15 protein-coding genes are annotated in these 23,685 nt (G+C 63.6%); 9 read left to right on the forward strand and 6 right to left on the reverse strand.

Annotation, left to right across the window (positions count from 1 at the left end; all coding sequences use genetic code 11):
* Positions 1 to 130: 130 nt before the first annotated feature.
* Complete coding sequence (locus AACZ17_RS00350) at positions 131 to 2,266, forward strand: YgiQ family radical SAM protein (protein WP_339637496.1); 2,136 nt, start codon at positions 131 to 133, stop codon at positions 2,264 to 2,266.
* A gap of 48 nt (positions 2,267 to 2,314) precedes the next feature.
* Positions 2,315 to 3,706: an ATP-dependent RNA helicase DbpA gene (gene dbpA / locus AACZ17_RS00355; protein ID WP_290743753.1), complete on the forward strand. Its 1,392-nt coding sequence runs from the start codon at positions 2,315 to 2,317 to the stop codon at positions 3,704 to 3,706.
* Between the two features lie 159 nt (positions 3,707 to 3,865).
* Here the strand turns inward: dbpA and AACZ17_RS00360 are convergent, their stop codons facing one another.
* Both AACZ17_RS00360 and AACZ17_RS00365 read right to left on the reverse strand, forming a co-directional pair.
* Positions 3,866 to 5,899: a DUF3604 domain-containing protein gene (locus AACZ17_RS00360; RefSeq protein ID WP_290743759.1), complete on the reverse strand. Its 2,034-nt coding sequence runs from the start codon at positions 5,897 to 5,899 to the stop codon at positions 3,866 to 3,868.
* A 117-nt stretch (positions 5,900 to 6,016) separates the two neighbouring features.
* The gene (locus tag AACZ17_RS00365) at positions 6,017 to 6,919 is read right to left on the reverse strand and encodes a hydrogen peroxide-inducible genes activator (protein ID WP_290743767.1); all 903 of its coding nucleotides are present in this window, start codon (positions 6,917 to 6,919) and stop codon (positions 6,017 to 6,019) included.
* A 126-nt stretch (positions 6,920 to 7,045) separates the two neighbouring features.
* Here AACZ17_RS00365 and AACZ17_RS00370 point away from each other — a divergent pair, with 126 nt between their 5' ends.
* The 3 genes from AACZ17_RS00370 to AACZ17_RS00380 all read left to right on the forward strand — a co-directional run bounded on the left by AACZ17_RS00370 (position 7,046) and on the right by AACZ17_RS00380 (position 9,511).
* Positions 7,046 to 7,465: a rubrerythrin family protein gene (locus AACZ17_RS00370; protein ID WP_290743769.1), complete on the forward strand. Its 420-nt coding sequence runs from the start codon at positions 7,046 to 7,048 to the stop codon at positions 7,463 to 7,465.
* A gap of 107 nt (positions 7,466 to 7,572) precedes the next feature.
* Positions 7,573 to 8,895, forward strand: coding sequence for a heterodisulfide reductase-related iron-sulfur binding cluster (locus AACZ17_RS00375; RefSeq protein WP_290743771.1), 1,323 nt, complete (start codon positions 7,573 to 7,575; stop codon positions 8,893 to 8,895).
* A 16-nt stretch (positions 8,896 to 8,911) separates the two neighbouring features.
* Complete coding sequence (locus AACZ17_RS00380) at positions 8,912 to 9,511, forward strand: DUF3501 family protein (protein ID WP_290743773.1); 600 nt, start codon at positions 8,912 to 8,914, stop codon at positions 9,509 to 9,511.
* Between the two features lie 14 nt (positions 9,512 to 9,525).
* On the opposite strand, the gene hrpB is transcribed toward AACZ17_RS00380, so the two are convergent.
* Positions 9,526 to 12,084 carry an ATP-dependent helicase HrpB gene (gene hrpB / locus AACZ17_RS00385; protein WP_290743775.1) on the reverse strand — a complete coding sequence of 853 codons (2,559 nt, stop codon included), beginning with the start codon at positions 12,082 to 12,084 and terminating at the stop codon, positions 9,526 to 9,528.
* A 279-nt stretch (positions 12,085 to 12,363) separates the two neighbouring features.
* Between hrpB and AACZ17_RS00390 the strand changes: the two genes are divergently transcribed.
* Positions 12,364 to 13,143 (forward strand): lysophospholipid acyltransferase family protein, encoded by a 780-nt coding sequence (locus AACZ17_RS00390; protein ID WP_290743777.1) that lies wholly within the window; start codon positions 12,364 to 12,366, stop codon positions 13,141 to 13,143.
* A gap of 18 nt (positions 13,144 to 13,161) precedes the next feature.
* On the opposite strand, the gene AACZ17_RS00395 is transcribed toward AACZ17_RS00390, so the two are convergent.
* Positions 13,162 to 14,901 carry a DUF885 domain-containing protein gene (locus tag AACZ17_RS00395; protein ID WP_290743779.1) on the reverse strand — a complete coding sequence of 580 codons (1,740 nt, stop codon included), beginning with the start codon at positions 14,899 to 14,901 and terminating at the stop codon, positions 13,162 to 13,164.
* Positions 14,902 to 15,040: 139 nt separating this feature from the next.
* Between AACZ17_RS00395 and ptsP the strand changes: the two genes are divergently transcribed.
* Both ptsP and AACZ17_RS00405 read left to right on the forward strand, forming a co-directional pair.
* A complete protein-coding gene (gene ptsP / locus AACZ17_RS00400) occupies positions 15,041 to 17,284 on the forward strand; it encodes a phosphoenolpyruvate--protein phosphotransferase (RefSeq protein WP_290743781.1) in 2,244 nt (747 codons plus the stop codon).
* A gap of 36 nt (positions 17,285 to 17,320) precedes the next feature.
* Positions 17,321 to 18,202, forward strand: coding sequence for a lysophospholipid acyltransferase family protein (locus AACZ17_RS00405; protein ID WP_290743782.1), 882 nt, complete (start codon positions 17,321 to 17,323; stop codon positions 18,200 to 18,202).
* Positions 18,203 to 18,208: 6 nt separating this feature from the next.
* Here AACZ17_RS00405 and AACZ17_RS00410 read toward each other — a convergent pair whose 3' ends face one another.
* Both AACZ17_RS00410 and AACZ17_RS00415 read right to left on the reverse strand, forming a co-directional pair.
* The gene (locus AACZ17_RS00410; protein ID WP_290743784.1) at positions 18,209 to 19,570 is read right to left on the reverse strand and encodes an MATE family efflux transporter; all 1,362 of its coding nucleotides are present in this window, start codon (positions 19,568 to 19,570) and stop codon (positions 18,209 to 18,211) included.
* A gap of 215 nt (positions 19,571 to 19,785) precedes the next feature.
* The gene (locus AACZ17_RS00415; protein ID WP_290743786.1) at positions 19,786 to 20,310 is read right to left on the reverse strand and encodes a peroxiredoxin; all 525 of its coding nucleotides are present in this window, start codon (positions 20,308 to 20,310) and stop codon (positions 19,786 to 19,788) included.
* A gap of 132 nt (positions 20,311 to 20,442) precedes the next feature.
* Here AACZ17_RS00415 and AACZ17_RS00420 point away from each other — a divergent pair, with 132 nt between their 5' ends.
* A complete protein-coding gene (locus AACZ17_RS00420) occupies positions 20,443 to 23,679 on the forward strand; it encodes an amidohydrolase family protein (RefSeq protein WP_290743788.1) in 3,237 nt (1,078 codons plus the stop codon).
* The last annotated feature ends 6 nt before the right edge of the window (positions 23,680 to 23,685 follow it).

The raw sequence follows: 23,685 nt of genomic DNA on the forward strand, positions 1-23,685 counted from the left end.
CTACCAGAGACGACCGCGCCATGGCGGGGATGCGGAATAATACCGCCGGTCGGCTGTCGCTGCGCGGCAGAACCCGGCCCAATCACGTATAATGGCAGGTCACACTGCCACCGATATCCTCCTCACACCCATGTCGAACAACGCTGACGTCAAGCACCTGTTTTCCTACCGCAAGTACTGGGCGGAATGTTTCGGACCCGCGCCGGAACTGCCCATGTCCCGTGCGGAGATGGATGCCCTGGGCTGGGACAGCTGCGACATCATTATCGTCACCGGCGATGCCTACGTGGATCACCCGAGCTTTGGCATGGCTGTGGTCGGTCGCACGCTGGAGGCCCAGGGGTTCCGGGTGGGCATCATCGCCCAGCCCGACTGGACCAGCGCCGACGCGTTCATGGCCCTGGGGCGCCCCAACCTGTTCTTTGGCGTTTCTGCGGGCAACATGGACTCCATGATCAACCGCTACACGGCGGATCGCAAGCGGCGCAATGACGATGCCTACACGCCGGGCAATGTGGGAGGCAAACGCCCGGATAGAGCGGTGATTGTCTACAGCCAGCGTGTACGTGAAGCCTACAGGGATGTGCCACTGATCATTGGCAGTATTGAAGCGAGCCTGCGGCGCATCGCCCACTACGACTACTGGAGCGACAAGGTGCGCCGCTCCATACTGCTCGACGCCCAGGCCGACCTGCTGCTCTACGGCAATGCCGAGCGGGCACTGGTCGATGTGGCGCACCGGATAGCCGCCGGGGAACCGGTTCAGCAGATCCGCGATGTGCGCGGTACGGCCTTCGTCTGCAAGCGGCTGCCGGCAGAATACCGCGTGATCGACTCTACCCATATCGACGTTGTGGGCCCTGTCGACCCGCCGATAAATCCCTACATCGACACCAGCAGCCCCGCTTGTGCCGAAACCTCCGAGGCTGCCGCCGGCGCTGTCCAGGAGGTGGCTGCCGTGCGTCTCCTCGACCGACCGGAAAGCGACCAGCCAAGCGTGATTCGCCTGCCCGCCTACGAGCAAGTGCGCGACGACCCCGCCCTGTATGCCCACGCCTCGCGCATCCTGCACAAGGAGACCAACCCCTACAATGCGCGCCCGCTGGTGCAGGCACACGGCGATCGGGATGTATGGCTGAATCCTCCGCCCATTCCGCTGGAAACCGACGAACTGGACCTGGTGTTCGAACAGCCCTACACACGCCTGCCCCACTCCAGCTACGGCGACGCGCGTATTCCGGCTTACGAGATGATTCGTCACTCGGTCAACATCATGCGCGGCTGTTTCGGTGGCTGTACCTTCTGCTCCATCACCGAGCACGAGGGGCGCATCATCCAGAACCGTTCGGAGGACTCGATCATCCGCGAAGTGGAGCGCATCCGGGATACCTCCAAGGCCTTCACCGGTGTGATCTCGGATCTTGGTGGCCCGACCGCCAACATGTGGCGCGTCGCCTGCAAAAGCAAGACGATCGAGGCCGCCTGCCGCAAGCCCAGCTGCGTATACCCGGGCATCTGCAAAAACCTGGATACCGACCAGACACCTTTGATCAGCCTCTACCGCCGGGCCCGCGCGGTCAGTGGCGTGAAGAAAGTGCTGATTGCATCGGGATTGCGCTACGACCTGGCCGTGGAAACACCCGCCTACGTCGAGGAACTGGTGAAGCACCATGTGGGCGGCTATTTGAAAATCGCCCCGGAGCACACGGAAGACGGCCCCCTGTCGAAAATGATGAAGCCCGGCATGGGCACCTATGACCGGTTCAAGGTCATGTTCGACAAGTATTCAAAGGAGGCCGGCAAGCAGCAGTACCTCATTCCCTACTTCATCGCCGCCCACCCCGGCACCCGCGATGAGGACATGATGAATCTGGCACTGTGGCTGAAACGCAACAAGTTTCGCGCCGACCAGGTACAAACCTTTTATCCGTCGCCCATGGCGACGGCCACGGCCATGTACCACAGCGGCAAAAACCCGCTGAAGCGCGTCACCCGCCACAGCGACACCATGCCGACCGTGCGCAAGCTGTCACAGCGGCGCCTGCACAAGGCATTCCTGCGCTACCACGACCCGGAAAACTGGCCGGAACTGCGCACGGCACTGAAAAAAATGGGACGCGCCGACCTGATCGGGAACGGCAAGCTTCACCTGGTTCCCCCGCGGCAGCCCGCCAAGCGCCACGCCAAAGTACCGGCCGACACACAGACATTCGCCACCCAGCACAATGGGCTGCCCCGCAACCCAGCACGCAAGCGTCAGCGCTAGCCGCACACGCTGCAACCGACGGCGCCAGACGCCACAGAAGGACACACCTTGACCATTGAATCCTTTGCATCGCTGGCTCTGCGCCCGGCCCTGCTCGACAATCTGGCCTCACTGAATTACCTGTCGATGACAGCGATCCAGGCAGGCAGCCTGCCACCGATACTGGCGGGACGCGATGTCATCGGCCAGGGCAAGACGGGGTCGGGAAAAACCGCCGCCTTTGGCTTGGGCCTGCTGCAGTCGCTGGCAGAAAAGCACTTCGCGGTGCAGGCGCTGGTGCTTTGTCCGACCCGGGAACTGGCAGACCAGGTGGCCGGGGAACTGCGCCGGCTGGCGCGCGCCATCGACAACGTCAAGGTGCTCACTCTCTGCGGCGGCACGCCAATCGGCCCGCAGATCGGCTCATTGGCCCACGGCGCGCATATCGTCGTGGGCACCCCCGGCCGCGTGGAGGAGCACCTGCGCAAAGGGACGCTGAAGCTGGAACAGCTCCGCACCCTGGTGCTGGACGAGGCCGACCGTATGCTCGATATGGGGTTTCAACCCGCGCTGGACGCCATCCTGGAACACGTGCCCGAAGAACGGCAGACCCTGCTGTTCAGCGCGACATTTCCACCCGGTATTGCGGCGATGGCTCAACGCATCATGCGCGAACCGCAGCAGGTGCAGGTGGCCGCCACCCACGGCAGCGACACCATTACCCAGCTGTTCTACCCCGTGGACGATGCCGAGCGTCTGACCGCTCTGCGCCTGCTGCTGCTGGAACAGCGCCCCGAGTCAGCCGTGGTTTTCTGCAATACGCGTGAGGACTGTGCGCGGGTCGCCAGCGCATTGGCACGCGAAGGCTTCAGTGTCGCGGCCCTGCACGGCGATCTGGAGCAGCGGGAGCGCGAACACACGCTGATCCAGTTTGCCAACAAGAGTCTCTCCGTGCTGGTCGCCACCGATGTCGCCGCACGGGGTCTGGATATCGATGCGCTGGACGCCGTGATCAACCTTCAGATTCCCCGGGACCTCGATGTGTACATCCATCGCATCGGCCGCACCGGACGTGCAGGCGGCAGTGGACTGGCCTGCACCCTGTTCAGCGAGCAGGAACGGCACAAGCTGGCGCGCCTCGAAACCCTGCTCGAGGACCGGATAGAAACCTCAGACCTGCCCCCGGCGAAGCTGCTGCAGACCCCGGGCTACAAGCCACCGATGGTCACGCTGCAAATCGACGGCGGCAAAAAACAGAAACTGCGTCCCGGGGACATTCTCGGCGCGCTCACCGGCGATGGCGGTATTGAAGGTTCCGCGGTGGGCAAGATCACCGTACAGGACCGCTGCGCGTTCGTGGCTGTGCGCCGGGGCTTGGCTGGCGACGCACTGCACATCCTCCAGCAGGGCCGGATGAAGGGCCGCAACTTTCGCGCGCGAATCCTGCGCGGGCAGGCCTAGCAGCCTGTCGGACCCAGGCTCATCTGCTGCGGCTGATGGGAATCGGTCCAGAATCCCGCTCGTTTTCGTTAAATAGTCACCACTATTCGCCTCAAACGATCGACGTTCTGCCCTCGATTCCCACACGCCTCGCGACGATGCCCTGAGTCCGACAGGCTGCTAGAGCCCGGAGCGCCCCGACACCCAGATCGGCGAGGACCAGGCCCGCTCCTGAATGACCGGCGAATAGAACGGCTCCTCTGCCGCCGCCAGGCAACAGCGACCGTAGACATCACCCGACGCGCCCTGCGCCTGCGCCCGCGCTGTCGCGGCCTCGGCCTGTGCCGCACACGCCGTTGACAGCGGGTTCACCCCCGCCGCCTGGCACTGTAGCGTGCTCCAGCGGCACGTGGGGTTTTCCAGCACACGGACATAGTAGAAGGCGTCCTCCGTGGCGTTGAAGTCCGGATCCTGCCACACCACACAACTCTGTTTCAGACCCTCGCCGACAGGCGCGCAGCTGTGTGGATCCACCGTGGCGCCGTTGTCGGCGTCGCCCGCAATGTCGAACACGCGCTCGCGCGCCGCGCCATCGCGGTCAACCCAGCCCTTCACCACCTGCACCCGCTGCAGGTCGGTTCCGGGGTAGCGCTCCGTGCCAGTGTCCTTGCCGGCGACCACCAGAAAGCGCAGTTCTTCGGTGGGCGTCTGCACGTGGCCGCCCATGGGGACACCCTGCGCGTAGGCGTTGCTCAGCATGTCCGGGTCTTCGCACATATCGGACGGGTAGCTGCCGGCAAAGAAGCGCACCAGCGGGCGCGTACCACTGGTGGCGTAGGTTTCCCTGCGCCGTATGGCCTCGAACACGCTGTCCCGGGAGTTTTCCTCAGCCCACACCACAGCCAGACCACCGGGGTTGGAGTAGAAGTGATCCTGCACGTTGGCGTATTCCGCGTCGCGACGCCCCAGGTGGCCGGGGTAGTTGTTCTCCTCCGCGCCACCGGGCGCGGCACTGTGCGTGTCCGTACTGCCAATGAACCCCAGCCTGAACGGGTTGCTTCCCAGGGTATCTTCCAGTTGCAGGCCGGCCTTTAACGCATTGCGCACCATATTGCGGGGCGCAAACAGCTCCAGCGGTACCTCCCGCGCGCGCTCGGTCAGGACCTCGCCCTGAATTGTGCCCATCATGTTCAGGTTGTCCGCGGGAATCTGCTCGAAATCGCAGGCTTCATCCACCGTATCCAGGCCCAGCCCCCTGAGCCTGTCGAAGCGACATTCGGACGCCCCCTTGTGCTGTATCAACTCAACAACCGGCTCAAAGAACAGCCTGTCTTCCAACTCCTGGACCGTGCGCGGATCACGGAACATCAACCCGCCGGAGAGGTTCGGATTGTGCGGGATGGACAACACATCACAGCCTGTGCCCGCGTTGATGCAGCGCTCGCGCAATTTCTGCCAGAGGTCGGGAAAACCTTTTTCGTAGGTGTCGTAGACCGAGACCGGTCGCTCGGGCACGTTTGCATTGCGAAAAATCACATTGCGATGCATGTTCTTCTGGTCAAAGGCCTCCGTGTACTCGTAGCCGACAAAGGTGGTGAATGTACACGCCGCGCTGCGATCGTAGTGCGCCTCCGCCGCCTGCTGAATACTGCCCCAGGCATTGAGCTCTGCGGCGTCGCAGTCAGACAGCTTGCAGGCAAAAGACTTTTGCGGCGGTACCTCCAGCTGGCCGCCAAGCCGGGTCCACCAGTGCGCGGCCAGCAACTGGGGCCAGAGTCCCTGCGCGCGAGTCATCGCGCAATGCGGCCACCAGTAGCCGAGTTTTCTCGCGTCCATGGTGCACACATCGATCTGCCCGAGAAACTCGGCGTGATCCGTGACGGCCGCAAAATCCAGCGGCCGTCCAATACGCGCAACAATCGACTGTTCGCCGTTTGCATCAGGCAGCGTGATCGGCTCACCCCTGGCGTAACCGTAGGCGTCCCAGGGATCACGGCGCTGGCTGGACAGATAGGAATCGAAAGAGTAGCTGGTATGCACATGCAGGTCTCCGAACAGTGCCTGCCGTTCGGGCACGACGTGCCGGCAGGGTTCACGGATCTCCGTGGGTTGCCGCATCCCCGCATCCGCCACAGACAGGGTGCTCCACAGAGACAGGCAGGCCAGTGCGCACGGCATGAATGCGCGCTGACGTTGCTTTTGCGTTGGGATCATTTTCCACTCCGGATTCGGTTGACAATGCTTCGGCAGCCCCCTGCCGGGGGATACACCAGGCGGCCGCGACGCGCGACTGCGCGTGCCGAGCACGGGAGGACGCCGCGGGGCCACCTGCTAGACCGCATGGCAACTCTGCACGAAATCACCCAGCATCCTGAACTCCGCCCGTCGCGGCGTCTTGCGCCGCCACATGAGGCCGATGCTGCGCGCCACATTGCGCTCGCTGAATTCGCTGATGCACACATTGGTCCCCGAGAGGATGTGCGCATCCAGGGCCATGCGCGGCAGCAGCGTAATGCCGATACCGTTGGCGACCATTTGCACAATCGTGTTGAGGCTGGTGGCCTGGTACGGCACAGACACATCGGAATCGCGCAGCTTGCAGGCTTCGAGCGCGTGCTCGCGCAGGCAGTGGCCATCTTCCAGAAGCAACAGGCCCTCCCCCTTCAATTGCGCCGTGCGCACGACAGGCTGACTGGCGAGTTCGTGACCCGGTGGGCTGGCCAGCAGAAACTCGTCGCTGAACAGCGTCATGGTTTCCACCCCCTCCGCGGGAAAGGGCAGCGCCAACAGCAGTACGTCAAGCTCACCGTGATGCAGCGCTGTCAGCAGGTGCTGACTGAGGTCCTCGCGAATGAACAGTTGAAAGGCCGGGTGCTGCTCGCGCAACCGGTTGAGCAGGCGTGGCAGGATAAAGGGCGCCACCGTGGGAATAACCCCGAGGCGCATTTTGCCGGAGAAAGGTTCCGCCGCGGCGTCACACAAGGTCACGAGATCTTCAACGTCACGCAGCAGATCCTGGCTGCGGCGCACCACATCCTCACCCAGCGTCGTCAGCAACACCTGCCTGTTGTTGCGCTCCACCAGAGAAACACCCAGCGTATCCTCCAGCTCAAGAATGCCGGCGCTGAGGGTCGACTGACTGACATGGCAGGCCTTGGCGGCCTGACCAAAATGGGCGTGTTCTGCGACTGCGCACAAGTAGCGCAGTTGCTTCAATGTGGGTTGTCTGCTCATACATTCTCAATCGTTTTTATCGATCAGATTTAACCATTTTTTCAACTAGACGAATAGCTGCCAATGGCATAGCTTAAGGCTACCGCACCTCTGTGCCGGCACGTAATCGTCAACAGGAGAAACGCCATGTCCTTGAAAGGCAGTCAAACAGAACAAAACCTTAAAGATGCGTTTGCAGGTGAGTCCCAGGCCAACCGCCGCTACCTGTACTTTGCGGCCAAAGCGGACGTTGAAGGCTACAACGATGTGGCTGCAGTATTCCGCTCCACTGCAGAAGGTGAAACCGGTCACGCCCACGGTCACCTCGAGTACCTCGAGGAAACCGGCGACCCGGCGACCGGCCTGCCGATCGGCGCCACCGCCGACAACCTGAAGGCGGCCATCGCCGGCGAGACGCATGAGTACACCGACATGTATCCCGGTATGGCCAAGACAGCGCGCGACGAAGGCTTCGATGAGATCGCCGACTGGATGGAAACACTGGCCAAGGCCGAACGCAGTCATGCCAACCGCTTCCAGAAAGCGCTGGATTCGCTGGACGCCTGAACCGGTCGCCGGCTCCCGCCGGCACCACCGTCGCTGTACCTGAAAACGGGTTCGTGGCTCCCCTGCGAACCCGTTTTTTTTGACACCCCGCACACGAGGAACTCGCCGTGAGAGAAGGAAGCCTGGAAGCCCCGACACGACACCCGGTTGAATGGCGCTCAGAGGATTTCTGGGACCAGGAGAAACTCGACGCCGAACTGGAGCGTGTCTACGACATCTGCCACGGCTGCCGGCGCTGCGTCAGCCTCTGCGACAGCTTCCCTACCCTGTTCGACCTAGTCGACGAATCCGAGACGATGGAAGTGGACGGCGTTGCGAAGTCCGACTACCACAAGGTGGTCGAGCAGTGTTACCTCTGTGACCTCTGCTACATGACCAAGTGCCCTTACGTTCCGCCGCACGAGTGGGCTGTCGACTTCCCGCACCTCATGCTGCGTGCGAAGGCGGTGCATTTCCGCAAAGAGGGCGCACGCCTGCGCGACCGGGTCCTGACCAGCACCGACCGCACCTTTGGCCTGGCGACAATTCCTCTGGTCGACATCACAGTCAATGCGCTGAACAGGAACGGCACCTTTCGCAAGGCGCTTGAGTCAGGCTTCGGCATTCACCACGAGGCACCGGTACCGACCTTCAACAGCAATACGCTGCGCAAGCGGGTCAAGCCGCTGGTGCGCAACCTGGAGCCCAAGGCGGTGGGAGAAACCACCGGCAAGGTGGCGCTCTACGCCACCTGCTACGGTAATTACAACAGTCCGGAAATTGGCGAGGATTTTGTCAAGGTCTTCCAGCACAACGGTATTCACATCGATATCGTGCCCAAGGAGAAGTGCTGCGGCATGCCCAAGCTGGAGCTCGGCGACCTGGACGCGGTGGAGACGCTGAAGAAGGCCAATATTCCGGTGTTGGCAAAACTGGTTGATGAGGGTTACGACCTCATCGCACCGATCCCCTCCTGCGTACTGATGTACAAGCAGGAGCTGCCGCTGCTGTTCCCCGAGGACCCCGATGTCCAGAAGGTCAAGGAGGCGTTCTACGACCCCTTCGAGTATCTCTGGCTGCGCCACAAGGGCGGCGCGCTGCACACTGAATTCCCCAACGCGATGGGGGATATCGCCTACCAGGTGGCCTGCCACCAGCGAGTGCAAAACATCGGCCTGAAAACCCGCGATGTGCTGCAACTGGTCCCGGGCACCGCCGTCACCGCCCAGGAGCGCTGCTCCGGTCATGACGGCACCTATGCCATCAAACAGGAAACACGCGACAAGTCGATTAAAATTGCACGGCCCGTGGTACGCAAGGTGGACCAGCAGGAGCCCGACCACTTCATGAGCGATTGTCCAATGGCGGCCACGCACATTGCCAACCTGTCGGACAAGGTCGACAGGGCGGAACATCCCATGACGCTGTTGCGCATGGCCTACGGCCTGTAATCACAAGGAGCCCCCCATGAGTCATTTAACCCGCGCCGACCTCTGGTCGCTGGAGCAGTACGCAGAGGAGCGCCCCCGTTTTCGCAGCCAGGTGCTGGAGCACAAGAAAAAACGTCAGCTGGCTCTCGGAGAGCATGCCCGCCTCTATTTCGAAGATGCGCTGACCATCAAATACCAGATACAGGAAATGCTGCGCATCGAGAAGGTGTTCGAGGCCGCGGGCATCAACGAGGAACTGGACGCCTACAATCCGTTGATCCCCGACGGACACAACTGGAAAGCGACCTTCATGATCGAATACAGCGATCCCGCGGAGCGGGCCCGGCGCCTCGCCGAAATGATCGGGATTGAGGACAAGGTATGGCTGCAGGTTGGCAATGGGGAGCGTGTTTATGCGATAGCCGATGAGGATCTCGATCGCAGCAATGAGGTGAAGACCTCCTCGGTGCATTTCATGCGCTTTGAGTTGACCCCGGACATGATCACCGCCGCCAAGCAGGGTGAACCGATCCAGGCCGGCATTGATCACCCCGCCTATCCCGTGGCGGCTTTTGAGATAGACAGCGTGATACGCGATTCCCTCACCGCCGACCTGGAGAGCAGCGCGGTTCACTGAAGCCGCGCCGGCGCTCACCCCCCCGGCATGCGGTTGCGGGTCAGGCGGGTGGCCACCGCGCTCAGTGGGTCATCCGGCCAGGGGTGCTTGGGATAGCGCCCCTTCATCTCCTTCTTTACGTCCGGATAGACATTGCGCCAGAAGGTGGCGAGGTCCTGGGTCACCTGCAGCGGGCGCCGGGCCGGCGACAACAGGTGCAGCTGCAGTGGCTGCAACCCGTTGGCAATCCGGGGCGTTTCCTCACAGCCAAACATTTCCTGCAATTTTACGGCCAGCACCGGCGTATCACCGCTGTAATCAATGCGCAGGCGGCTGCCGGAGGGGACTTCGATCTGCTCGGGGGCCAGACGCTCCAGTTCCCGCGGCAGAGGCCAGGGCAGCAGGACAGACAGGATGCTGTGCAGGTCGAGCCGGGCGAAATCCGAGGCCCGCGCGATACTTCCCAGGTGCGGCAACAGCCATTCCTCCAGCGTCGCGAGCAGTGCGACGTCATCCAGCGCTGGCCACGACGCATCGGGGCCATGGGGCTGCAAACGTCGCAACAGCTTGATCCGGGCCCGCCATTGCTGCAACCAGGGTGTCCAGGGCAACATGCCCAGCCCGCGCCGGCGCAGCAGCGTGAGCAGCGCCTGGTTGCGAGCACCCGGCGGCACGCTGGAGAGCGGCTGTCGCGACAGCAGCAATCGACCCACCTGCCGCCTGCGTTCGGCGACAAACCGATCGCGACCTTCATCCCATTCAGCGCGATCCAGCTCACCTGCCAACGGCGCGAGCACGTCGTCAAAACGCGCGACATTGAGCGCCGCCGCCGCGTAAATGCGGTCCTCGGACTGGCCTTTGACACCCCCGAGGTCCGCCACGGCCAGCCACCGCGAAGCTGCCAGTGGATCGTCATCTGCCAGACTGGCGCTGCGACCATTGGCCAGTTGGAAGCGCCCCGGGGCAGCGCCCTCCCGGGCACAGGCCACACGCTCCGGCCAGGCCAGCGCAATGAGAACCGCCAACTGCTCTTCTGCGGGCAGCGGCCCCTCGCCCAGCGCTGACGAGGCCACGGACGGCGCCTCCGGCAGCGCGTCAGCCAGTTCACGGTAACGCCGGGCCTGCTGCCGGGTGCGCCGATGCCACTCGCGCAGTGGGCCCCGCCGCGGGGTCTCGCCCTGAAGGCTGGCGAGCGCCGGACCCAGGTCCACCCCGGCGCTGGAGAAAGGGTTGCGTTCGGCAAGCAGCGCCGCGAGCAAGGCCGCGGTCTCACCCGCACCCATCGTCAGCCCACGCAGTAACATATGGCCCAGCCGCGGGTGCAGGGGCAGGCTCGCGAGTTGCACACCGTGTTGGGTCAGCTGCCACGGACCCGATGTACGGGGAAATGCCGCCTCGCAGCGCTGCAACACATCCAGCGCCTGTTGCCAGTGTGCCGCGGGGGGCACCTCCAGCCAGGCCAGTTCCTCCGGAGAGGTAACGCCCCAGGCCAGCAGCTGCAGCGCGAGCGGTGCCAGATCCGACTGCCGCAACTCCGGCACACGCTGCTCCTGCAGGGCAGCGTGCTGCGCCGGACTGTAGAGCCGATAGCAGTAGCCCGGGGCCAGGCGCCCGGCCCGTCCGGCGCGCTGCGCAGCGGAGGCCTGTGAAATACGCCGCGTGGTCAGGCGCGTGGTGCCACTCCCCGCATCGAACAGCGCCTGGCGTTCCAGCCCAGTGTCGATCACGGTCGTGACACCCTCTATCGTCAGGCTGGTTTCTGCGATATTGGTTGCCAGCACCACCTTGCGCTGCCCCCGCTCACACGGGGCAATCGCGGCCTGTTGCTGCGCCAGCGAAAGGCTGCCGTAGAGCGGCAGAACGCGCGCATCCAGCGCAGTGTCCGCAAGCCGGCGGTGCACCCGCTGGATTTCCGCCTGCCCGGGGAGAAACACCAGCACGCTGCCATCCCGCTTCGCCAGCGCGTGCCGTACGGCACTTGCCACGGCGGCGTCGATCGGCTCGGCGAGGGAAAGACCGGGGCCGTGTTCGATCTCGACCGGGTACTGTCGACCGCGCGATTGCAACACGCAGGGATCGCGCAGCAAGTCTGCCACCGGCACGCCTTGCAGGGTGGCAGACATCACCGCGATGGACAGCGGATCGTCCTCGCGAAACAGTTCACGACTCTGCAACGCAAGCGCCAGGCCCAGTTCCGCGTCGAGATTGCGCTCATGAAACTCGTCGAAGATCAGCAGACCCACACCGCTCAGCCCGGGGTCGCCCTGCAACCTTCGGGCGAGCACACCCTCGGTAACCACTTCGACGCGGGTGTGGGCGCTGACCCGACTCTCGAGGCGCATGCGATACCCCACCTGTTCACCCACTGCCTCGCCCAGCAGGTCTGCCATGCGCGCCGCTGCCGCACGAGTGGCCACCCGGCGTGGCTGCACCAACAGAATGGATCGCCCCGCCAGCCATGTGTCTGCGAGGAGGGCCAGGGGTACCAGCGTGGTCTTGCCCGCACCCGGGGGAGCCTCCAACACCACATCACGACCCGCAGCCAGCGCCTCACGCAGCGCTGGCAGTACGTCGGTAACGGGCAGTGAAGGCAAGTCTGGCGGCATGCTGCCATGGTAGCCGAGGGCACGCTGCGAACCAATGCTGGTGCATCGTCAGGGGGGTACGCACTGTGCTGGTGCAAGCAGGGGCCTGCGGGAGACCGGAACCCGCCGCCCGGAGCGGCGAGCGCGCCCGCTGTGGGCCGCTGTCACGCGGCTGTCACGCCGCAAGCGCAGGATTACACGCAGGTGGCAGGGTTATTGCTGGAAAAAACCCGGGCACCCGACGGGCTCTGCCCGCCGCAATGATCGGTTCACCATGGGAGATGCTGGATGATGCAGACACAGGTCCTGGAAAAACAGCAGCGGAGCCTCGCAGACCATCCCGCCCTGCCGGATCTTGAATCGGTGTTGCGCACGGTGCTCACCGGTCAGGCCGTCGCCGCCACGTCGTTACTGGGCATGCTCGGTGGCCGACTGGGAACGTCACCACGAAACAACGCCAACCGCATCACTCAGCTACTGGGGGATCTCGGCTGCGGTTTCGCGGGGCTGGAACTCGACATCGACGGTCCTGAACACCTGCGTCAGTCTGGGCCGGTGATCTATGTCTTCAACCACCAGAGTCTGCTGGACGCCATGATTCTGGCGCGTCTCCTGCGGCGTGACGTGGTCCCCTTCTGCAAGCAGGAGATGGCCGGTAAGCCGCTACTGGGTGCCCTGCTGGCGAGGGCCGGGACGATCTTTGTTGACCGCACAGCGCAGGACCAGTCGGCGGTGCTGCAGGCGGGATTGGCGGTGCTGGCTGACGGACGATCACTGGTCATCGCGCCCGAAGGCACCCGCAGCGCCTCGGGAACGTTGCAACCGTTCCGCCACGGCGCGTTTTTCCTGGCGAAAAAGGCCCGCGTGCCCATCGTCCTGCACAATGTGCATGATGCCCTGCCCAAGGGCGGCCTGCTGTTGCGACCGGCAACTGTGCGGGTGTCGGTACTGCCACCGGTTGCACACGATGCCGAGCGCAATGTGCGAGGGTTGTGCGAACAGGTGGAAAATCGCTATCGCAGGCGCCTAGGCCAGCCACCCGGGGCGCGGCTCTGCAGCGCGGGCTGAATCATCAGGGCTGAATAATCAGCCACGCTGCTCCAGCAGCCAGTCATCCATGCGTCGCTCCAGCGCGTCGAGTGGGATCGCCCCTGCGCCGAGCAGGTGGTCATGGAAGGCGCGAATATCAAAATCCTCACCCAACGCCTGCTCTGCGCGCTGGCGAATTTCCAGAATCTTGAGCTGACCGATCTTGTAGGCCAGCGCCTGCCCCGGCCAACCAATGTAGCGATCGATTTCATTGACAATGTCGGCCTCACTCTTGCCGGCATTGGCCTTGAAATAATCGATGGCCCGTTCCCGGCTCCAACCAAAGTAGTGAATGCCCGTATCGACGACCAGCCGCACGGCACGCCACATATCGTAGGTGAGCTGGCCGTAGCGCGAGTAGGGATCTGTATACAGCCCCATCTGGTAGCCCAGGCGTTCGGCGTACAGGCCCCAGCCCTCGACGAATGCCGTCTCGCCGCCGGTGGTGCGGAACATGGGCAGCCCTTCCAGCTCCTGCGCCAGTGCAATCTGCAGGTGGTGCCCGGGTACGGCCTCGTGCACTGACAAGACTTCCATTTCGTATTTGGGGCGCACTTCCGGGCGGTAGAGATTTACGTAGTAATAGCCGGCCTGGGTGCCATTCGCCGCGGGTCGGCTGTAGTACGCCGTAGTGGTGTCGGGTGCGATGGTGTCCGGAATCGGACGCACGCCATAGGGCATGCGCGGCAGCTTGCCAAACAGCTTCACCAGTTCCGGGTCAAGGCGCTTGGAAATGGCCAGGTAGCCTTCAAAGAGCGCCTCCGGTGTCTCGTAATAGAAGCGGGGATCAGAGCGCAGGAAGGTGTTGAAGGCCTGCAGGTCACCCTCGAAACCCACGCTCGCCTTCACCTCCTCCATTTCGGCCAGCAAGCGTGCCACCTCTGCCTTGCCCACCGCGTGAATGGCTTCAGGGGTCATATCCGTCGTGGTGAAATAGCCCGCGAGAAAACGGTACAGCGCCTTGCCATCGGGAAGACTGCCAATGCCCGGCTGTTCGCGACAGGCGGGCAGATAGGTCCCGGTCAGGAAGGCCCGGAATTCGGCGAGCGCCGGGTTCAGCTCGCGATCAATCACCTCGGCAGCACGGCCCTGCAACTCGACCCACTGTGATTCCGGGACACCCTCGGGCGCTGCGCGAAACGGCTTGTAAAACGGGCTGTCAGCCGGTTCACCCGCAAGCAGGCGGTCAATCTGGGCGGGGACCCGCTCCATCACCACCCGCGCCTGGGTGCGCTGCTGTGCAATCCCCTCCTCCAGCACTTCACGGTATTGTGCCAGCAGGGCGGGCATGCGCTGCAGACGCTGCAGCCAGTCCCGATAATCTCGCTCGCTGCTGAAGCGGATACGCTCCTGCAGCGAGTGCAGGTGTTGCGGACCCGAGCGCATGTTGATGGGGATCAGGTGAAGGCCCAGCCTGTACTCACTGCGCTCACTCTGCAGGCGCCGCAGGAGCATGGCATAGCTCAATTGCGCCTGCTCACCGAGCGCGTCCGCGTCAATCGCCTCCAGCTGCGCCAGGAATTCCGCGCGTCGCGTATCGCGCTGGGCGTGGGCAGCAAGGCTCATGTCGCCCCAACGGTCGTTGGCACCCGAATCGCCAAGGTGCGTGCGCAGCTGGGGCGACTGTTCCAGCGTCCAGGCCCAGTGGTCCTCGACGAGCGCCTCGAACTCCTCTGCCGGCGAGGCAACAGCCAGGGAGACGGCCAGCATCAGCAGGCCAAACAGGGTAAATTGCATGTCGGTCTCCAATCCAGAACCGGAATCTGTCCGGCGGGTCTCACAGTTTACGCTTGTAGACTGGTCACGATCGGGCACTATAGCGGATACTGGGGTCACGTGCTTCAACCCCGCCACACAGGCACCGGATCGCCCATCAATGAATACGCTGCAGGAACTGACCCGCATTGTGCAGGCCGCCGCCCAGGCGGACCAGACTGAAGACCAGGTCAAGCTGATTGTCGAAGCCATCCATCGTGCCATTGCCGTGGACGTGTGCAGTCTTTACATCGCCGCGACGGATGGCGCCATGGTGCTGGTGGCCAGTCACGGTCTCGACCAACAGGCGGTCGGCTACAGCCGTCTGCCCGCCGGTCGCGGGCTTGTTGGCCGCGTGGCACAGACCCGACACCCAATCAACGTCGCGGAAGCCGCCTCCCATCCGGATTTTTGCTACCTGGCAGAGACCCGCGAGGACGAGTTCATCAGCTTCTGCGGGGTGCCCGTGGTCAGGGCTGGCGCGGTGATCGGCGTGCTGGTGGTGCAGTCCCGCGAGGGCCGCCTGATGTCCGCGGATGAGCAGGCCTTCCTGGTGACCCTGTCGACCCAGTTGGCGCTTGTGCTGCCTCCAGAACCTCTTGCCGTGCACACTCCTGCCAACGCCGTGCGCCGGGTGCGCGGCGTCAAGGGGGCGCCGGGTACCGGCATCGGCAGCGCCTGGCTGTGCGAGTCTGTCGACCTCTACGCAGTACCTGACCGTCCCTGCGAGGACCCTGCCGCCGCGATCAGCGAATGGCACCAGCTGTTATCGACGGTCAGCCAGGATGTGGAAAATGAACGCAAGGCACTGGGAGAACAACTTTCCGACGGTGTCAGCGCAGTGTTCACAGCCTATCAGATGCTGCTCAATGACCCCGGATTGCGCGTCGGGGTTGAACAGGCGATCGCCGCAGGGCAATGGTTGCCCGGTGCGCTGCGACAGGTCGTGCACCACTACGCCGAGGTATTCCTGGCGATGGAGGACCCCTATCTGCGCGCCCGCAACGAGGACCTGCATCACCTGGGTAACAAGCTCTACCAGTCCTGGGCCGGAACCAGCGGGAACCTGCCCGCGGATGACCACGGCCCCATCGTGCTGGTCGGCGCCAAGGTGAGCGTGTCGGATATTGCCGCCTGTGATCCGGTGCGACTCGCCGGCATCGTGTGCTACGAGGGGTCAAGTCTGTCCCACACCGCGGTACTTGCCAATGCGCTGGGTGTGCCCGCGGTGATGGGCACCGGCAAACTGAAAAACATCGAAGACGGCAGCCCGCTGATCGTGGATGGGAATACGGGGCAGGTTATTCTCTACCCCAGCCCGTCGATTCGCCTGGAGTTCGAGCGGCTGCAACGGGCCGAACAGGCGTTGAAGGGAGAACTCGCGAGCCTGAGAGATGAGCCGGCGACAACGACGGATGGCGAGCGCGTGCGCCTCATGGCCAATACCGGCCTGCTGGCGGATATCTCCCCCGGACTCGCCAACGGCGCGGAAGGTATCGGACTGTACCGCACCGAGATGCCCTTCATGATCAGCGAAACCTTTCCCTCCGAGGAAGAACAGCTGCAGATCTACCGCCAGGTCCTGCAGGCCTACCATGGCCGACCGGTGTATATGCGCATTCTCGACATTGGTGGCGACAAGCCACTGCCCTACTTCCCGATCCACGAGGAAAACCCGGCCCTGGGCTGGCGCGGCATCCGCTTCTGCCTCGACAACAGCTCGCTGCTGATGACCCAGGTCCGCGCCATGCTGCGTGCCGCAGAAGGCACTGCAGATCTGCATATTCTGCTGCCCATGGTCAGTAACAGCGGAGAAATCGCCGCCTTCAAGGGCGTCCTGGACGACGCGCTGCAGCAGTTGCAGGACGAGGACGCGGACGCGCGGAGACCCCGGGTGGGCATCATGGTTGAAGTACCCGCGGCGATCTCGCTGTTGCCGGCCTGGGCAGACAGGCTGGACTTTATCTCGATCGGCTCCAACGATCTCAGCCAATACCTGCTGGCACTGGATCGCAACAACCCCAGGGTGGCCGGTGCCTACGACCATATCCACCCTGCCGTGCTGCAGGAAATCGCCCGCATTACCGCTGCTGCGAAGGCTGGTGGGCTGCCCCTCAGCCTGTGCGGTGAAATGGCGGCGGATCCCGCCGCCGTGGTCTTTCTGCTCGGGATTGGCATTCGCACCCTGAGCATGAGCGCCTCGAAACTGCCCCGGATCAAGTGGCTGCTGCGCTCGATGTCAGCAGAGGACGCCGCCGTGCTCGCGCAGCAGGCACTCGCGCTGGACAACAGTGCCGCTATCCGCGCCCTGCTGGAGGGTGCGCTGCAACAGCGCGGTCTCGGGCGCCTGCTGGGCAGTGAGTGATATACTGCCCGGCTCCTCGGCACAACGGACCATCGCATGACAGCACTCGACAGGGATAACCAGCCACTGGAGGGCGAACGCCTGCAGCGGCACATTGAGCGCGCCCTGGCACTGACCGAGGTGCCACGCAGTCGCGACCTGCAGATCGCCTACCAGATCATCAAACGCTACTTCAGGCCCGAAGTACGGGGGATCGAGCGCATACCCCAACGACCCTGCCTGTTCGTCGGCAACCACAGCCTGTTCGCACTGGATGGCATGGTGGTCGTTTCCATACTGCAGCAGCAGTACGGCCGCTTTCTGCGCCCCCTGGGCGATAAATTCCTGTTTACCCACCCGCAGATGGAACAGGCCCTGCTGGCGCGCGGCGCGGCCATGGGTCACCCCGAAGTCTGCAGCGCACTCATGGCCCACGGCCGGGACCTTCTGGTGTTTCCCGGTGGCGCACACGAAGCGGTGAAGCCAAACCGCCTGCGGTACCAGCTGCAATGGAAGGAGCGCTTTGGCTTCATCCGCATGGCCGCGCAATACGGCTACACCATCATGCCTTTTGGTATTGTGGGGCCGGACGAGTTCTACGACCACCTGATAGAAAGCGAGGCGCTGCCGGATTCGCTGCCGGGAAGACTGTTGCGTCGTGTCGGCCTGCTGACAGAGGACACGCGCAGCGACGCCCTGCCCCCGCTCGCCATCGGTGCACTGGGCACCGCGCTGCCCAAACCCCAGCGCTGCTATCTCGGCTTCGGCCGGCCGGTTGACCTGGCAGCCTATGCGCGCCGGAAACCGGGCAAGGCGCAGCAGCGCAAGATTCGCGATGAAGTCGCCGGCGAGATCGAGGAACAACTGCAGGCGCTGTTGCTGTTGAGAGAACAGCAGCGCAGTGAAAACAGCCTGCTGCGCCGCATACTGACCCTGTAGCGTGGATTATTCGGCCATCACACGGGCCAGCCGGGACGGCCTGCGCCAGGTCGTGCCGCGCAGTCGCAGGAGATACACCAGCGCCAGCGCCAGCAGCATCGCCACAAAGCCCCACCAGCTGACCAGAGGGCCTACGCCGAGATGCTTGATCATCACGTACTGCCCCAGAAGCATCAGCACGTGCAGGGTCATGGAGGTGTTCATCAGCCAGCGGGTATCTCCGGCACCGCGCAACACCCCGCTGCAAACCAGAATCACCGCATCTGCCACCACATAGGTCGCCATGCCCAGCATCATGCTCGCGCCCAGTGCGGCGATGGCGCTGAAATCCTGCTCCGGGGTGGCAAACACCATCATCAGTTCGTACCGGAACAGCACAAAGAACAGGGCCAGCAGCACGGAAAAGCCAAGTGCAACGGTGAAACCGGCTGCGATCACCTGGTTGGCCCGGGTCATGTCCCCCGAACCCACATAGCGCCCGATCATACTGGTGACGGCGATGTTCAGGCCGATTAACGGCACGTAGTTGAGCATGTCCCAGTTGAAAACAATCGCCATGGCCGCGCCCTCGGTGATGCCGTAGGACTGGAACAGCAGCAGAAAGAAATTGAACGTGGCGGCGCCAACAAACGTTTCGAAGCCCGATGGCAGACCGAGCCGCACATAGCGACGGAGAATTCCCCGGTCATAGTGGAATGCCTCAGCGACGTGAAAGCGCTCACGATGGATACGGTTGAAGAAGAAGACCGCATAGATGAGCAGGCTGCACGCCGTGGCGATTACGGTGCCCAGCGCGGCGCCACGAATACCCAATTCGGGAAAGCCGAACTTGCCGAAGATCAGTACCCAGGTGAGCGGTACATTGATCAGCACACCCAGCACATCGGTAATCATCACGACGCGGGTTTTACCAATACCGCAGAAATAGCCCGCCACACAGGCCTTGACCAGGGCAAAGAAGGCGCCGCCCATCATCACGTAGTAGTACTGCCGCTCCAGTATCACCTGTTCCGGCGGGTGCCCCATAGCGGCAAACAGGCCGCCCATACCCCAGGCAATCAGCAGTAACAGGGGTTGGCAGGCGAACGCCATGATGACCCCCTGGACGAGCACGCGCGGGCACTTCTGCAACTGACCGGAGCCGTAATACTGTGCCACCAGCGCCGTCGCGTAGGACATCACGCCAATGAACAGGGACACACTGACAAAAAACGTAACGCCACCACCCAGCGCAGAGGCAATGTGCAGGGCATCAATTCGCGACAGAAACAGGCGGTCGGTGAACACCATCAAGGCAAACGCGCTCTGCGAGACCACCATGGGTAGCGCCAAGCGGAGCAATTCACGTGTCTGGCCTGTGCTGAGCATTGTTATCTCCGACGGCGCGGGCACCGGCCCCGGCAGCTGCGCCCAAAAGCGCGGTCTGCGGGCACCGGCCGCCGTTGCGGCGTCAGCGTTGCTTGAGAAAAAAGGCCGACATTATAGAAGCCGCTCGCGGAAGTGCCAGCTCAGTCAGGGATAAAACGACCAACGGAGGGTGCCGCGGGACGAACGGGGGTCCCGCGGCAGCGTGAACGCAGGGCCTAGCGCTTGGGAATGCCCAGGGCGCCGAGGTTCTCCGCCATGTCCTGTGCGGCCGTAGCGGGGTTGATAGTGCGGTCAATCTTGAGAATGGTGCCATCAGCACCGATGTAAAACGTATGCCGCTTGGCAAAGCCCATCATGGCCAGCACGCCATAGGCCTCTGCCACCTGCTTCTCCGGATCGCTCAGCAACGGAAAATCAGCCTCAGTCTCCTCGGCAAAACGGCGGTTCTCCTCGACCTCGTCGACACTGGCCATAAAATAGCTCACGTCGTATTCCCGAATCAGGTGCCCGTTTTCGGCGAGCGACTTGCACTCAACGGTGCACCCCGAGGTAAAGGCGCGCGGATACCAGGCCAGCACCACTGCCTGTTTGCCCCTGAAGTCGGCCAGCGAATACTGTTTGCCATCGCTGCCCATCAGACTGAACTCGGGGGCGACATCTCCGACCTGCAGTTCTTCCGCGATGGCCGGAGCTGCGCAAGCCAGAGCCAGTAGCAACGCGAGGGATCGAATCAATTCCATAGAAACTCCATGACTGAACAGGGCTGCATTTCACAGCGGGGGAATCACGTAGTATGGTACGCGCCAGGCGGCGGCTGGATCACTGCCTGTGCCCTGACCGCTCTCTTCAAGCCACCGAACCCGGACCCTGCCATGCACTCACTGACCCGAACACTCCTTGGCCTGTTCCTCGCGGGCCTGATCCCAGGCGCAACCGCCCACGCTGACAACGGTAGCACATGGCGCGTCGACCAGCCTGATTTCTCGGCCGCGGCCACCCGCGCCGCTGTCGATGTACGCGAAGGCACGTGGATGAGCATCGACGTCTCCCCGGATGGCAGGCACATTGCCTTTGACCTGCTGGGCAACCTCTACGAAATGCCTATCAGCGGCGGCACCGCAACAGCGCTGACCACGGGGTTCGCCTGGGACATGCAGCCTCAATACAGCCCCGATGGCCGCCATATCGCCTTCACCTCGGATCGCACCGGCGGCGACAACCTGTGGCTGCTGGAGCGCGAGAGCGGAGCACTGCGACAGCTCACCTTTGAAGATTTCCGCCTCCTCAACAGCCCCAGTTGGAGCCCGGACGGCGAGTATCTGGCGGCCCGCAAGCATTACACCACCTCGCGCTCCCTGGGGACTGGCGAAATCTGGATGTACCATGTCGGCGGCGGTGCACAGAACGCCGGGCAGATGCTGATTCCCCGTCCCAGCCCAACCTTCCAGAAAGAACAGGGCGAACCCGCTTTCAGCCCGGACGGCAAAAGCCTGTATTTCTCCCTGAACACGACACCGGGCGACACCTTCATCTACCATCAGGACAGCAATACGGAACTGTTCCAGATTCGCCGGGTTGATCTCGCCAGTGGGGATGTCAGCACCGTAGCGGGTGGCCCCGGCGGCGCAGTGCGCGCCACGCCGTCACCGGACGGCAAGCAACTCGCCTACGTCAAGCGGGTACGGGCGCAGTCACGGTTGTTCGTCAAAGACCTCGCCAACGGCACCGAACGAATGCTGTTCGACGGCCTGGACCTCGACATGCAGGAGACCTGGGCCGTGCACGGGCTCTACCCCACCATGGAGTGGACCCCCGACAGCCGCGATATCGTTTTCTGGGCACAGGGCAAGATCTGGCGTTTGAATACGCTCGATGGGTCCCTGCTGAACGTCCCCTTTGAGGTCAGTGACAGCCGCGACATCTATCCCGCCGTGCGCTTCCCGGTCGAGGTGGCGCCGGAGTACTTCAACACCCGCATGGTGCGCTTCGCCACACCGTCACCGGACGGCAAGGCCATCGTCTTCGAATCGCTGGGCCGACTGTATATCAAGCGTGGCGACGCGGAACCCCGGCGCCTCACGGGGGACGGCGAAAGTGGTTTCGACTACGCCCCCGTGTGGAGTCCCGACGGTCGTGACATCCTGTTCCTGCGCTGGACAGACAGCGAACTCAGCCGGATTCACCGCGTGCCGGCTCGCGGCGGCAAGGCGCGTGCCCTGGATCATCCGAAGGGCCAGTACACGGAACTGGCTATCGACGGCAGCGGAGACACCCTGGCGCTGCGCAAACTGGCCGGCAGTGCCCTGCTCCACCCGGAGTGGTCGGTACAACCCGGCATCTACCTGGTCTCACGCGCCACCGGCGACATGCAGTTTGTCAGCGCACGTGGCGAACACCCCCATTTTGGCCCGGATGGCCGCATCTACGCACAGGAACGCGCCGATAGCGCCTCGGGCCGCGGCAGCAGCACCGCGAGCACGGTGCTCATCGCCATGTCGCGCACTGGCCACGATGTACAACAGGTCGCCAGCGCCGAGCTGGCCACGCGCATCCGTCTGGCCCCCGACGGCCGGCACATCGCCTTCGAGAACGGCCACCAGATGTACCTGGCAGCCGCCGCGCCCACCGCGGGCAAAACGCTGGTGCTCGACGATCCCAGGCCCGCCTTCCCCATCGTACGCCTGAGCCGGGTCGGTGGCGACTACCTGAACTGGAACGCCACGGGGAGCGCAGTGGTCTGGAGCACGGGCCCGACACTGAACACGGTCACCGTCGCCGATGCAATGCGCGCAGACTTTACGCCCCCGGAAGACGGTGTGGATCTCAGCATGCGCGTCGCCAGTGCCCGCCCCGCCACGCGCCTCGCACTCACCAATGCTCGGGTGGTCACGCTGAACAGCGAGCGCGAGGTGATTGACGGCGGCACGGTGCTGCTGGAGGGTAACCGCATCCGCGCCGTGGGCGGTGCCAGCCTGGCAATACCAGAGGGCTTCCGCACTGTGGACCTGGGCGGCAAGACGCTGGTGCCCGGTTTTGTCGATATCCATGCGCACGGACCCTACGGACGTGCCGACATCATCCCGCAGCAGAACTGGGATCTGCTCGCGCACCTTGCGCTGGGCGTTACCACGGTGCACAACCCGTCCAGCGTCGCCTCCCAGGTGTTTGCTGCCGCTGAGTATGCCCGTGCCGGACGCATTCTCGGGCCGCGGATTTTCTCCACGGCTGAAATCATTTACGGTGCGAAATCCACCTATTACTCGCCGGTGGAAACCCTCGACGATGCCCTGGCACACGTGCGCAGGCTCAAGGCGCAGGGCGCAGTGACCGTGAAAAACTACAACCAGCCGCGTCGCGATCAGCGGCAGATGGTTATCGAAGCCTCACGCCGCGAGGGCCTGATGCCGGTCGCCGAAGGCGGGGCCCTGTACCACATGGACATGAACCTGATCGGCGACGGGATCACCGGGGTCGAGCACAATGTCCCTGCCCTGCGCCTGTACGAGGATGTCCTGCAGTACTGGCGACAGAGCGAGGCGGGTTATACCCCCACGCTGGTGGTGACTTTCGGTGGACTGACCTCCGAGGACTACTACTACCAGGACACGGAGGTGTGGAAACATCCCCTGCTCGCCAACTTCGTGCCGCCAGCCGTGTTGCAGCCTCGCTCGGTGCGCAGGCCCATGGCCCCGGAAGCCGACTATCGCGATGACGATGCCGCTGCTGCCGCCAAGGGCTTGCTGGACGCCGGGATACTGGTCAACACCGGTGGACACGGCCAGCGCGAGGGTCTCGCCACACACTGGGAAATGTGGAGTTTCGTGCGTGGCGGCTTCAGCCCGATGGAGGCGCTCGCCGCAGCGACCATCAACCCGGCGCGCTACCTGGGAATGGATGGCGATATCGGCTCACTCGAGCCCGGCAAGTTGGCCGACCTGGTGATCATTGACGGCAACCCACTGGAGGATATCCGCCAGACAGACCGGATCAGCCACGTCGTGCTGAACGGCCGCGTCTATGCGGCGGAGTCGCTGTCCGAGGTATTTACCGGCGACAGCACGCTGCAGCCCTTCTACTGGCAGGGCAGGCCGGAGTCGGCAATTCGCTGAGGTAGC

The sequence above is a fragment of the uncultured Haliea sp. genome (assembly GCF_963973825.1).
In the GTDB taxonomy this organism is placed as follows: Bacteria; Pseudomonadota; Gammaproteobacteria; order Pseudomonadales; family Halieaceae; genus Haliea.

What these genes read in the sequence shown, in the direction of transcription:
- AACZ17_RS00380 (WP_290743773.1), top strand. Translation starts at nt 8,912, where the DNA reads ATGAGTCATTTAACCCGCGCCGACCTCTGGTCGCTGGAGCAGTACGCA.
- AACZ17_RS00350 (WP_339637496.1), top strand. Translation starts at nt 131, where the DNA reads ATGTCGAACAACGCTGACGTCAAGCACCTGTTTTCCTACCGCAAGTAC.
- AACZ17_RS00420 (WP_290743788.1), top strand. Translation starts at nt 20,443, where the DNA reads ATGCACTCACTGACCCGAACACTCCTTGGCCTGTTCCTCGCGGGCCTG.
- AACZ17_RS00370 (WP_290743769.1), top strand. Translation starts at nt 7,046, where the DNA reads ATGTCCTTGAAAGGCAGTCAAACAGAACAAAACCTTAAAGATGCGTTT.
- AACZ17_RS00360 (WP_290743759.1), bottom strand. Translation starts at nt 5,899, where the DNA reads ATGATCCCAACGCAAAAGCAACGTCAGCGCGCATTCATGCCGTGCGCA.
- AACZ17_RS00410 (WP_290743784.1), bottom strand. Translation starts at nt 19,570, where the DNA reads ATGCTCAGCACAGGCCAGACACGTGAATTGCTCCGCTTGGCGCTACCC.
- AACZ17_RS00365 (WP_290743767.1), bottom strand. Translation starts at nt 6,919, where the DNA reads ATGAGCAGACAACCCACATTGAAGCAACTGCGCTACTTGTGCGCAGTC.
- AACZ17_RS00390 (WP_290743777.1), top strand. Translation starts at nt 12,364, where the DNA reads ATGATGCAGACACAGGTCCTGGAAAAACAGCAGCGGAGCCTCGCAGAC.
- ptsP (WP_290743781.1), top strand. Translation starts at nt 15,041, where the DNA reads ATGAATACGCTGCAGGAACTGACCCGCATTGTGCAGGCCGCCGCCCAG.
- AACZ17_RS00405 (WP_290743782.1), top strand. Translation starts at nt 17,321, where the DNA reads ATGACAGCACTCGACAGGGATAACCAGCCACTGGAGGGCGAACGCCTG.
- AACZ17_RS00395 (WP_290743779.1), bottom strand. Translation starts at nt 14,901, where the DNA reads ATGCAATTTACCCTGTTTGGCCTGCTGATGCTGGCCGTCTCCCTGGCT.
- AACZ17_RS00415 (WP_290743786.1), bottom strand. Translation starts at nt 20,310, where the DNA reads ATGGAATTGATTCGATCCCTCGCGTTGCTACTGGCTCTGGCTTGCGCA.